Raw genomic sequence first — 11,604 nt, forward strand, 5'->3', positions numbered from 1 at the left:
CGTTTCTATGCACACTGCGGCGAGTCACGTTATGCCCACCTCCAGCGAACAGTTCGATCAGGTGAAGACCCTGTTGCGCGACGGCAAGCGCGAACGGGCGGTTGAACGCCTGATGAGCTTGATCGAAAACGACCGGGAGAATCCTGAGCTGTGGTGGCTGCTCGCCAACGCGCTTCAAGATCCCGTCAAGGCAAAGCGGGCATTGGCCGAAATGCGCAGTCTGGCGCCGGGTGACCGCCGCGCCGACGAACTGGAAGCGAAGATCGAAGCGCGCATCCTGCTGCGGCAAGTATCGCAGAAGAACAAGCCGCAGCCTCGCCGCTCGAGCGCGCGCAGCGTGATCTTTATCACGTTGGCGTTCATCGCCATTACGCTGGCGGTCGCGTCGCTGGCGTTCTATGCCCTCGACCTGCGCAATCAGCTTGCCGCCGCGCAGCAGCCCGACCCGACCGTGTTCGTACTGCCGACGTTGACACCAAGCGACACCCCCACCAATACGCCGACGCCCACGTCGACGCCGACCGATACACCCACAGCAACCCCGACCGACACGCCGACCGCGACGCTCACGCCGACACCGACACTGACTGTCACGCCAAGCGAGACCGCGACCGATACGCCGACGGTCACGCCCAGCAGCACATCGACACTGACGGCGACGTTCACCGCGACACATACGCCGACCGCGACGTTTACGCACACGCCGACAAGCACCACCACGCCGACAGTCACGCCCTCGATGACGATCACCGACACGCCAATTGGCGGCCAGTTCACGGCAACCGCGATGGCGGGTACGGCCGCGGTCACGCAGACGGTCGCCGCCGCGACGGTGCTGCATATCGCCCAGATGACGGAGACCGCCGCAGCCGCGCTGGGCACCGTGATCGGCCCGGAAGCGACCGACGAGATCGACCCGGAGGCCACCGACGAAGTCGGGCCTGAGGCGACCGTCGAAGTCGGCGCGGCACCGCTTTCCGTCCCCGGCGCTGCAACAATCACCCCGACTTCGACCGGTGACGCGACATCGTTCGCCACGCCGGATACGATCACCGTATACGACCTCGGCTTCAGCGCGCCGTCGAGCCTCAACCCGGCCGACCGCGAAGAGCGTGGATCGCTGACGGCCGGGTCCGTGCGCCGTACCGTCATTCAGCCGTATACCGAACACGCATGGACATTCGATGCCGCCGCTGGCGCCACCTACGACCTGACGATCGAGTCGCTCTCGCGCAGCGGCGCTCCGATCGTCGCCGTGTTTACAGCCGACGGCACGGTCATCGCCACGACTGGCGACATCGAGGCGGGCAGCACCGAGACACGTGCCGCGCTGTCGTTTGTCGCGCCGGGCAGTGGGCCGCTCACAGTCGTCGTGCGCATGGCCGCCGTCAACCAGCAGTTGTACGCTGCCAGTCTCGAACGCCGTTAGCCTGATGCAGCGACCGTCTCGACCGCCGCGCAAACCGTCCCCCCGCCGGTCTGACGGGCCGCGCCGCCGCCCCGAACGCAAAGGTTGGGACAACCTCGCCGAGTGGTACGACGGGTGGGTTGGCAAGCAGGGCAGCAAGCACCATCAGCGCATGGCGCTGCCGCAGGCGATGACCCTGCTCGACCTCCAGCCCGGCGAATCGCTGCTTGACATCGGATGCGGGCAGGGCGTGCTCGCGCCGCTGGTCAAGCAGGCCGGGGCGCGCTATACCGGCATCGACGTTAGCCCGGCCCTGCTGGAGTTGGCGCGCAAGCGGCACGGGCAGCACGGGCGCTTCTTCGAGGCGGACGCATGCCGCCTTGAACTGAGCAAAGACCTTCGGGCGGCCACGTTCGATGCCGCCGTATTCCTGCTTTCAATCCAGGACATCAACCCGCTTGACGCGGCGCTGCGCGGGGCGGCATGGGCGCTCAAACCCGGTGGCCGGCTCGTCGTGGTGATGACGCACCCGGCGTTTCGCATCCCACGCCAAAGCGGTTGGGGCTACGACGAAAACCGCAAGCTGACTTACCGGCGCATCGACCGCTACCTGACACCGCTCAGCGTGCCGCTCAAACCGTATCCCGGCCAGTCCGGCGTGTCGATCAGCTTCCACCGGCCGATCGGCGCGTACATCAACGGGTTGGCGGCCTACGGGTTGATGATCGACGCGTTCAACGAGATCCCGTCCTACAAGACCGAGGACGATGAAGCCGACAATCCGGCCGAAAAGGAAATCCCGCTGTTTCTCGGCCTGCGGGCGCGCAAACCGCGCACGGCCGCCGGAGGCGACCACCGTGACGGATGACGCCGTGCGCACGCTGCTGGTGACAATCAACGCGGCGCGGGCAATGGGCGCCGTAGCCGAAGTCTACGCGCGCATGGTCGACGCGGCGGCGCTTATGGTCGCCCGCGGCCTGAAGGGCGAAGCCGCCGGCGTGCTTGCCTATGTGATGCACCAACCTGACGTGCCGTATGACATCTACGACCGCGCCGACGACCTCTGGATCGACCTCGAGTCCGAGCTGTGCCCGCGGGTGATCTCAGACGCCAAAGCCGAGGCGACTTTCATGTCGCTGCGCGGGATGATCGAGCAAACCGCTAAGGCGCTGCTTGGCGACGACGACGCGTCAATCGACACGCTTCCGGACTCATCGAACCCCTAACTCCGGCCTAGATCGCGTTTAGTTAGCTGTGCTAAATTTCGTGGCGATCAATACGCGCGATAGCGATGTCGCGCGGTTTTCGTGAAGGCAAGGGGAGTTCGGATGTCTCGCCGTATTCTGACCCGCGTTGGGTTAATTCTCGTCATTGTGCTGGCGATCGCAGTCGCCGGGTTCGTCGTGTGGGCGGGAACGCCCGCCGGCGCTGTGATGGAGGAGGCGCTCGCGGCGCTTGAAAGCTCCGAAGCGGTCTCAGTGTCGACTGAGCCGTGGCTGACGTTCACCCCGGCCGAACCTGCCGGCACTGGCCTAGTCTTCTACCCCGGCGGGCGGGTTCTGCCGGAAGCATACGCTCCTGCCGCACGTGCCCTCGCCGAGGCGGGCTATCTGGTCGTCATACCTGCCATGCCGTTGAATCTCGCCGTGTTCGCGCCCAGCACCGCCAAAGCTGTCATCGCCGCGCACCCGGAAATCGACGCGTGGGTGATCGGCGGGCACTCGCTGGGCGGCGCCATGGCCGCCAACTTCGCACATGCCAACCCTGATGCGGTACAGGGCGTCGTGCTGTGGGCGTCATTCCCGCAGGCGAGCGATACGCTCGCTGGCAGCGGCCTCGTCGTCGCGTCGATTTACGGCACGTTGGACGGACTCGCGTCGGTCGATGACATCGACGCCAGCAGGCCGTACCTGCCTGACGGAACGGCATTTGTCGCCATCGACGGCGGCAACCACGCGCAGTTCGGCTACTACGGCCCGCAAGGTGGCGATCTCGAAGCGACCATCAGCCGCGAAGAGCAGCAGGCGCAGGTCGTCACCGCCACGCTCGCCGTGCTGGCCCAAGTATCCGGCACACCAGAGTAGAGAAGCTGGCAGAGGCTTCGCCTCCGCATCTCCACAAGGGGGTTTCACGCCTTGACCCCGTCTCTGCGTAATGACCTCGCGCGCAAGGTCATTACGTGGGTAGGGAGTCCAGAGGGCGCAAGCCTTCTGGCGGGGCTTGGGGCAGTGCCCCAACCGGTTGTCTTCAACTCACCGTTGCACTTCGGACGGTGGCACGTTACACTGCGTGCCACCGTTTAACTTTTTTCAAATGGAGTGCGCGCTATGAAACCCCTCGATCTCGCGCCGGACGCGCCGTGGCGTCAGCGGTATCGCACGCCGGTTGTCGCCGGTTCACAGGTCGCGCACAGCGACAAGACGCGCGGCTTGGCCATTTCCAACCGCGACGGCGTGTATCAGCTTTACGCGTGGCACGTCGACAGCGGCGACCTGCGCCAGATCACCAACGCGCCGGCGGGTGTGGTATTCGGCGGGCTGTCTCCGGACGGCAAGTACATCTACTACCTGCGCGACGAGAAGGGCAACGAGCTGGGCCATTTCGTGCGCGTGCCGTTCGAAGCCACGACCGACACCGAGCCGGAAGACCTGACGCCCGACATGCCGCCGTACGCCTCGTTCTCGATCAGCCAGAGCCTGAACGGCGCCAAGCTCGGATTCTCCACCGGCGGCAAGGACGGCTTCACGCTGTGGGTGATGGAGGCTGCAGCGGACGGTGCGCTCGGCGCGCCGAGCGCGCTGTACAAGTCGGCCCGCCTGACCTTCGGCCCGGCCCTGAGCGCGAACGGGGAATGGGCGCTGGTGACCTCCGCCGAGCGCAGCGAAAAGATGAACTACAGCGTCTACTCGATCCGCACCGACACGCCCGGCGAGATCGTCCACGTGCTGCAAGACGTCGACGCCTCGATTCAACCGCTCGGCTTCTCGCCGGTGCAGGGCGATACGCGTGTGCTGGCGACCACCAACGTCACCGGCTTCGACCGCCCCGTGATCTGGGACGCGGCGACCGGCTCGCGCGAGGACTTCCCGCTGAACGACCTCGAAGGCGACGTGTCGCCGGTGGCGTGGTCGCCGGACGGCAAGCGCTTCATGCTCAATCAGATGGTCGGCGCGCACTATCAACTGTACGAATACGACCTCGAGCGCTCGACGCTGACCAAGCTGAACCACCCGAGCGGGTCGTACTACGCCGGCTACTACTTCGACGACGACACGTTCTACACCAGCAAAACCGACGCCCAGAACGCGACGCAGGTGATCGCCCTCGACCCGCGTACCGGCGCGCTCAAAGGCGTGATCCTCAAGGCCGGCGACGCGCCGCCGTCACGCCCGATGCGCTCGGTAACCTTCCCGTCGTCACACGGCGCGACGATTCAAGCGTGGGTCGCCACGCCCGAAGGCGACGGCCCGTGGCCGACGATACTCGAGACGCACGGCGGGCCGACCGCCGTCAAGACCGACAGCTACAGCGCGTTCATGCAGGCGTGGCTGGATCATGGCTTTGCGTTCTGCAGCGTCAACTACCGCGGATCGGTGTCGTTCGGACGCCAGTTCGAGCAGGCGATCTGGGGCAACCTCGGCGACCTCGAAGTGGACGACATGGCCGCGGCTTACAAGTGGCTCGTCGACAACGGAATCGCCCAGCCCGACTCGGTGCTGCTGACCGGCGGGAGCTACGGCGGATACCTGACCCTGCAAGGCCTCGGTCGCCGGCCCGAGCTGTGGGCAGGCGGCATGGCGGTCGTGGCGATCGCCGACTGGACGCTGATGTACGAGGATCAGGCCGAGACTTTGCGCGGCTATCAGCGGTCGCTGTTCGGCGGCACGCCGCAGGAGATGCCGGAGCAGCACGCGAAGAGCAGCCCGATCACCTACGCCGAACAGGTCCGCGCACCGGTGCTGGTGATTCAGGGCAGCAACGATACGCGCTGCCCGGCCCGCCAGATGCGCGTATACGAGGAGAAGCTCAACAGCCTCGGCAAAGAGATCACCGTGGACTGGTTCGACGCCGGGCACGGCAGCCGGGCGATGGAGGAGAGCATCCGCCAGACCGAGCTGATGCTGCGTTGGGCCAACCGCGTCCTCGGATGAGCGTCGTTGTCGGAGTAGACGGCTGCCGGGCCGGGTGGGTCGCCGCGCGATCCACCGTGCCCGGCGGCCCGTTCGACCTGATCGTATACCCCACCCTGCGCGCGCTGTGGGACGCCAACCGCGACGCCGCGCACATCTGGACCGACATGCCGATCGGCCTGCCGATTAGCACCGTGCGCGGCACCGACAGCGGCGGACGCAAAGTCCTCGGCGTGCGCCGCAGCAGCATCTTCAACGTGCCGACGCGCGCGGCGGTCTACGCCAGCACCTACGCTGAGGCCAATGCGATCAACCGGCGCGTCAGCGGCAAGGGCATCAGCATTCAGGCGTGGCACATCGTCCCCAAGATGCGCGAGCTGGACGCGCTCCTGCAATCCGACCCGGCCGCGAAAGATGTAATCATCGAATCGCACCCAGAGGTCGTGTTCTGGGCACTGACCGGCGCGCCGATGGCGCACAACAAGAAGCGATCGGCCGGGCGGGCGGAACGGCTCGCCGTGCTGGCGCGCTTTCTGCCGGATGTCGTGGGCCGGATCGACGCGTTCTATGCCTATACACTGCGCAAGCATTGCGCGTATGACGACGTGGTCGACGCACTGGTGTTGATGGTTGCGGCGCGCTTCGACCGGTTCGACTCGATCCCCAACCCGCCGGAGCTGGACGAACATGATTTGCCGATGCGAATCGTGTATCCGGTGGGACGTTGGCAGGCGTAAGACGTCAGTTGACAGGGGACGGGCGGCAGCCCGATTACATCTGCGCGTTATCGCGGGCTTTGGCGACCCAGTCCTGCCCCGTGATTCCGCGGTGGCCGAGGATCAGGTTCAACTGGGCGGCGTGCTCCTGCACGTGGCGCAGGCTGTAGAACTGCAATTCCAGATAGCTCGGAGTCATCCACGGGAACGTGCAGACGCGCGCGGCCTGTTCGTCCGTGAGCGCCTCGGACATCGCCTTGACCTTCGCGCGGCACGCCTTGAGATAGGCGTGCACGTCGTCTTTCGCGTACGGTTGATCGGGCAGCGTGCCGCGGATGAACGGTGCCGGCGGCGTGAAGTCCGCGTACGATCCGCCGAGGAACAGGTCGGTCCAGAAAAGCGTGTGGTAGGCGATGAACCAGAACTGCCCGTAGCGCGCGTCTTCCTCGTCGTCCCACAGCACCGTCTCCCACAGGGAATCGGGGCAGAGCGTGAGCGCGTCGTCGAGCGTGTCGATCGCCGCGCCGAACTGGTTCCAGAGGCTTGATTTCAGGTTCGCGTCCATGATCACACACCTGCCTTTGCGCTTGATTGTCGAGGCTATCGGGTGCATCGATTATAGCACGGGTGTTCTGATACATCGCGCTATACTGGCCGCGAACGCGTGATGCGAACCCGCCGCGCGTTGAAACGCCCGGCTAATAAGATCGAAGCCCTGCGGGCTGGGGCGAGACAGGCGAAAGGGGAAGGGGGAAGGCGAAGACCCCGGCTGGGAGCGTCCACCTCATTTCGTCGCGGCGTGGTAGGGACGCTATACATGGCGTCCGCGAGGGAAAGGGGCCGGAACTTCCGCCGCGTCCCTGATGCGGCTCTCCCCTGACAACTGACTGCTGACCGCTGACTACTCCTTGTCCTTCTGGACGCGGTAGCCGAAGCGCTGCATGGCGCGTGGATCGCTGCGCCAGTTCTTCAACACGCTCACGTGCAGGTCGAGGTACACCGGCCCGTCGACAATCGCGACCAGGTCCTGCCGCGCCTCGGTGCCGATCTTCTTGATCATCTGGCCCTTCTGGCCGATGATGATGCCCTTCTGCGACTGGCGCTCGACATATATCGTCGCGCTGATGTAGTGCGTGCCGTCCTCGCGCTCGCGGTACTCGGTGATCTCCACCGCCGTCGCATGCGGGATTTCCTCTTCAGTGTTCGACATCACTTTCTCGCGCACGACCTCGGACGCGATGGCGCGCAGGTTGACCTCGGTCACCTGATCCTCGGGGTAATACTGCGGGCCTTCCGGCATGCGCACCGCCAGCGCCTCGACCAGCGCCGGCACGCCCTCGCCGGTCAGCGCGCTGATGCGGTGCGCCTCGACATGCGGCGTCAGCGCCAGATGCGCGGCCAGATCGGCGTCCGGCGCGAGCGCATCGACCTTGTTGAGCGCCAGCACGACCGGCGTCTGCACCGACGCGATCGTCTCGGCAATGGCCTGCTCGCCCTTACCGGGGGCCTCGGTCGTGTCGATCACCCACAGGATCACGTCGGCGTCTCGCAGCGCCTGCGTGGCGACCTGCACCATGTACTCGCCCAGCTTGTGACGGGGCAGGTGGATCCCCGGCGTGTCGATGAACAGGATTTGCACGGTGTCGGTGGTGTAGATGCCGAACTGGGTCTTGCGCGTGGTCTGCGGCTTGGGCGACACGGCAGCGATCTTCTGGCCGAGGATCGCGTTGATCAGCGTCGACTTGCCGACGTTGGGCCGGCCGACCACAGCGACGACCCCGCTGCGGTAGTCGTCGGGTTGGGTGTGTTCGGGGGTAGAATCAAGCGAATCGCTCATCGTAGTGCCTCCAAAGTTGAACCACAGAGAACATCGAGGACACAGAGAGGACATCCTCTTTTATCTCTGCGCTCTCTGTGCCCGCTGTGCCCGCTGTGGTTCAATCGTTTTTCTAGTCTTCGTCGTCACTGCTGACGAGTTCGAGCGTGCCGCCGGACAGCTTGGCGGCCTGATCGCGCGTCGCCAGCTCGTCGATGAACGGGTCGATGTCGCCATCGATCACGGCTTGCAGGTTGTATAGGCTCATGCCGATGCGGTGATCGGTCACGCGGCTCTGCGGCCAGTTGTAGGTGCGGATCTTCTCGCTGCGTTCGCCGGTACCGACTTGCCCGCGCCGTTCGGCCTCGCGCTCGGCCATCTGGCGCTCCTGCTCGATCTCGTACAGCCGGTTGAGCAGGATCGTCTTGGCACGGAGGCGGTTTTGAAGCTGGCTGCGTTCGTCCTGACACTCGACCACAATGCCGGTCGGGAGGTGCGTCATGCGCACCGCCGAGTCGGTCGTGTTGACCGATTGGCCGCCCGCGCCCTGACTGCGGAAGACGTCGACGCGCACCTGGTTCATGTCCAGCTCGACGTCGATTTCGTCCAGCTCCGCCAACACCGCCACGGTCGCCGTGCTGGTGTGGATGCGCCCGCTTGCCTCGGTGGCCGGTACACGCTGCACGCGGTGGACGCCGCTCTCCCACTTCAGCCGGCTGAACGCGCCCTTGCCCTTGACCTCGAACGAGATGCGCTTGTAGCCGCCGTTGCCGGTCTCGTTCTCGGCGCTCACGTCGACCTTCCACTTGCGGACTTCGGCATAGCGCGTGTACATGCGGAACAGGTCGGCGGCGAACAGCGCGGCTTCCTCGCCGCCGGTGCCGGCGCGGATTTCGATGATGACGTTCTTGTCGTCGCGCGGGTCTTTGGGCAGCAGCATGACCTTCAGCTTTTCCTCAAGCTGCGGCACGATCTCGCCCAGTTCGGCGACTTCGGCCTTGGCCATCTCGCGCAGGTCGGGGTCGTTCTCCTCGTAGAGGATCTGCTCGGCCTGCTCGAGGGCGTTCTGCTTGGCCTTGTAGTCGCGGAAGGCCTCGACCACCTCTTCGATGTTGGAGCGCTCCTTGGAGTATTCGATGACCTTGTCGTAATTGCTGGTTACGGCGGGGTCGGCCATCAGGCGCTCAAGTTCGTCGTAACGGCGTTCGATGCCCGCCAGTTTGTCAAACATAGGTGTGGGGATGCTCTGTGATCGTTGGATAACCCTTCCATTATAGTCGCAGCCCCGCCGCGTTGGAATATCGCGGTGGTGGGGAGGAAAAATGAACCACAGAGATCACAGAGGACACAGAGTTGTATTGCTCACCGAGATACCTTGCCGAGCGTCACCTCGGCGATCCTCGACCCACAGCGCAGATCGAACCTACTCACTTCCCCCTCTGTGATCTCAGTGTCCTCTGTGGTTCAAACGGCTCCCCGCGCTCTGCAACCCGTCGCCCGCCACGAACCTGGACTCAGCGGTTGCGATCCCCGTTGTATAATGGCGCGCGGCACGTCAACGGTTACTCGACTCGTCATGTCCATTCTGACCACGCACAACCTCTCTAAAGCCTACGGGCCAGACGATATCTTCTGGGACGTCAGCGTCGAAATCCCGCAGAAGGGCCGCGTCGCACTGGTCGGCCCCAACGGCGCGGGCAAGACGACCCTGCTTAACATCCTCGTCGGCCTCGACATCCCGAGCGAAGGCACGGTGCACATCGCGCGCGGCGCGCGGGTCGGCTTTCTGCCGCAGCGCCCCGAGCTGCTCGGCGAGCACACACTGTACGAGGAACAGCTCGCGGCCTTCCAACACCTGCGTGAGATGGAAGCCGAACTCAACGAGCTCGCCGGCAGGCTGGAAAACGATCCGAAAGCGATGGATCGCTACGGCGCGCTGCAAGACCAGTTCGAGCACGCCGGCGGCTACACTTACGAACAGCGCATCCGCCTGGTGCTGCAAGGGCTGGGATTCCGGCCGGAACAGGACAAGCTGCGGCTGAACCAGCTCTCCGGCGGCCAGATGACGCGCGCCCTGCTCGCCCGTTTGCTGCTGGAAGAACCCGACCTGCTGATCCTCGACGAGCCGACCAATCATCTCGACATCGAGGCGATCGAATGGCTCGAAGGCTTCCTGAAGGACTTTCCCGGCGCGGTGCTGGCCGTCAGCCACGACCGCTACTTCATGGATGCCTTCGCGTCGACGGTGTGGGAGATGGAGTTCGGCGTCATCGAGACCTACCGCGGCAACTACTCGCACTACATCATGCAGCGGCAGGGCCGGCACGAGCGCCGGCTCAAGGAATACGAGGCCCAGCAGGAATTCCTCGCCAAGGAACTCGATTACATTAAGCGCAACATCGCCGGCCAGAACACGCGGCAGGCGAAAGGCCGCCAGCGCCGCCTCGACACCATGATGCGCAACGGCCGCATCCTCGAGCGCCCGCGCGGCAAGCGGCGCGAAATGACCCTGCGCCTGCAAGCGGCGCTGCGCAGCGGCGACAAGGTGTTGATGACTGAGGGACTGGCAGTCGGCTATGACGATACCGGCGTGCTCTTCGAAGTACCGGACATCACGCTGTACCGCGGCGAAACGGTCGGCCTGATCGGCCCCAACGGCGCGGGCAAATCGACCTTCCTCAAGACGATCACCGAGCAGATTGCGCCACTGGCCGGTTCGACGCGCTTGGGCGCGAGCGTGCAGCTCGGTTATTTCGCGCAGGCGCACGAGGGCCTCGACCCGCGCAAGACGCTGATCGACGAGATCTACCAGATCAAGCCAATGCAGCTCAGCGAGGCGCGCGACTACCTCGCCCGCTACCTCTTCACAGGCGACGACGTGTTCCGCACCGTCGAGACGCTCAGCGGCGGCGAACGCGGCCGGCTGGCGTTCGCCAAGCTGGCGCTCACCGGCGCCAACCTGCTGCTGCTGGACGAGCCGACCAACCACCTCGACGTCGACAGCCAGGAAGTGCTGCAAACGGTACTGGCCGATTTCGCCGGGACGATCATCCTCGTTACCCACGACCGCTATCTGGTCGATGCGCTGGCGACCCAAATCTGGGCCGTGCGCCGCGGCGAGATGACCGTGTTCGAAGGCAGTTATAAGGAATTCCGCGATTGGCGCGAGGCGCAAGCCGCCCGTGCCGCCGAACTCGCGCAGGCCGCGCGGCCGGTCGAAAAAGCCAGAGCCGCAGCGCAGACCACCGCCCGCAAGCACGGCCTCAACCCGTTCCAGCTTCAGCGGCGCATCGAAGCGGTCGAGGCGCGCATCGCCGACCTCGAAGACCGCATCGACACGCTGCACGACGAGATCGAACAGGCCAGCACCGCCGGCGACGCCGATCGTGTGGCCGATCTGGGCGCGGCCTATACGCGGGCCGAGGCCGACCTGCACGAGGCCATGATCGAGTGGGAAACGCTGGTCGATTGACGCGAGTGAGGAAGATCGCCGGGAGCCGTGTATAACAGCCGATGAATTCGTCTAGGACTGCC

At 65.2% G+C, this 11,604-nt stretch carries 10 protein-coding genes; 7 read left to right on the forward strand and 3 right to left on the reverse strand.

Annotated elements, in window-relative coordinates; all coding sequences use genetic code 11:
• Positions 1-31: 31 nt before the first annotated feature.
• The 6 genes from IPM16_16655 (at position 32) to IPM16_16680 (ending at position 6,275) form a co-directional block, all read left to right on the forward strand.
• Positions 32-1,429 (forward strand): tetratricopeptide repeat protein, encoded by a 1,398-nt coding sequence (locus IPM16_16655; protein MBK9124733.1) that lies wholly within the window; start codon positions 32-34, stop codon positions 1,427-1,429.
• A gap of 4 nt (positions 1,430-1,433) precedes the next feature.
• Positions 1,434-2,276, forward strand: coding sequence for a class I SAM-dependent methyltransferase (locus IPM16_16660; GenBank protein ID MBK9124734.1), 843 nt, complete (start codon positions 1,434-1,436; stop codon positions 2,274-2,276).
• Positions 2,266-2,634, forward strand: coding sequence for a hypothetical protein (locus IPM16_16665; GenBank protein ID MBK9124735.1), 369 nt, complete (start codon positions 2,266-2,268; stop codon positions 2,632-2,634). The genes IPM16_16660 and IPM16_16665 overlap by 11 nt, the downstream gene beginning before the upstream one ends.
• 102 nt (positions 2,635-2,736) lie before the next feature.
• Positions 2,737-3,492: an alpha/beta hydrolase gene (locus IPM16_16670; GenBank protein MBK9124736.1), complete on the forward strand. Its 756-nt coding sequence runs from the start codon at positions 2,737-2,739 to the stop codon at positions 3,490-3,492.
• A 243-nt stretch (positions 3,493-3,735) separates the two neighbouring features.
• Positions 3,736-5,559, forward strand: coding sequence for a S9 family peptidase (locus IPM16_16675; GenBank protein ID MBK9124737.1), 1,824 nt, complete (start codon positions 3,736-3,738; stop codon positions 5,557-5,559).
• Positions 5,556-6,275, forward strand: a complete 720-nt coding sequence (locus tag IPM16_16680) for a DUF429 domain-containing protein (GenBank protein ID MBK9124738.1) — start codon at positions 5,556-5,558, stop codon at positions 6,273-6,275. Before IPM16_16675 ends, IPM16_16680 begins: the two co-directional genes overlap by 4 nt.
• 34 nt (positions 6,276-6,309) lie before the next feature.
• Here IPM16_16680 and IPM16_16685 read toward each other — a convergent pair whose 3' ends face one another.
• The 3 genes from IPM16_16685 to prfA form a co-directional block, all read right to left on the reverse strand.
• A complete protein-coding gene (locus IPM16_16685) occupies positions 6,310-6,819 on the reverse strand; it encodes a DinB family protein (GenBank protein MBK9124739.1) in 510 nt (169 codons plus the stop codon).
• 336 nt (positions 6,820-7,155) lie between these two features.
• Positions 7,156-8,091: a GTPase Era gene (gene era, locus IPM16_16690; GenBank protein ID MBK9124740.1), complete on the reverse strand. Its 936-nt coding sequence runs from the start codon at positions 8,089-8,091 to the stop codon at positions 7,156-7,158.
• A gap of 112 nt (positions 8,092-8,203) precedes the next feature.
• On the reverse strand, positions 8,204-9,301 hold the full coding sequence (gene prfA / locus IPM16_16695) for a peptide chain release factor 1 (protein ID MBK9124741.1): 1,098 nt from the start codon (positions 9,299-9,301) through the stop codon (positions 8,204-8,206).
• A gap of 345 nt (positions 9,302-9,646) precedes the next feature.
• On the opposite strand from prfA, the gene IPM16_16700 reads away from it, so the two are divergent.
• Positions 9,647-11,542, forward strand: a complete 1,896-nt coding sequence (locus IPM16_16700) for an ABC-F family ATP-binding cassette domain-containing protein (protein ID MBK9124742.1) — start codon at positions 9,647-9,649, stop codon at positions 11,540-11,542.
• Positions 11,543-11,604 lie beyond the last annotated feature (62 nt).

This window comes from Candidatus Flexicrinis affinis (assembly GCA_016716525.1).
Lineage (GTDB): Bacteria > Chloroflexota > Anaerolineae > Aggregatilineales > Phototrophicaceae > Flexicrinis > Flexicrinis affinis.

Bases quoted from the DNA above. Each gene is read 5' to 3' on its own strand.
- IPM16_16655 (MBK9124733.1), top strand. From the start codon at position 32: ATGCCCACCTCCAGCGAACAGTTCGATCAGGTGAAGACCCTGTTGCGC.
- IPM16_16660 (MBK9124734.1), top strand. From the start codon at position 1,434: ATGCAGCGACCGTCTCGACCGCCGCGCAAACCGTCCCCCCGCCGGTCT.
- IPM16_16670 (MBK9124736.1), top strand. From the start codon at position 2,737: ATGTCTCGCCGTATTCTGACCCGCGTTGGGTTAATTCTCGTCATTGTG.
- IPM16_16675 (MBK9124737.1), top strand. From the start codon at position 3,736: ATGAAACCCCTCGATCTCGCGCCGGACGCGCCGTGGCGTCAGCGGTAT.
- IPM16_16680 (MBK9124738.1), top strand. From the start codon at position 5,556: ATGAGCGTCGTTGTCGGAGTAGACGGCTGCCGGGCCGGGTGGGTCGCC.
- IPM16_16685 (MBK9124739.1), bottom strand. From the start codon at position 6,819: ATGGACGCGAACCTGAAATCAAGCCTCTGGAACCAGTTCGGCGCGGCG.
- era (MBK9124740.1), bottom strand. From the start codon at position 8,091: ATGAGCGATTCGCTTGATTCTACCCCCGAACACACCCAACCCGACGAC.
- prfA (MBK9124741.1), bottom strand. From the start codon at position 9,301: ATGTTTGACAAACTGGCGGGCATCGAACGCCGTTACGACGAACTTGAG.
- IPM16_16700 (MBK9124742.1), top strand. From the start codon at position 9,647: ATGTCCATTCTGACCACGCACAACCTCTCTAAAGCCTACGGGCCAGAC.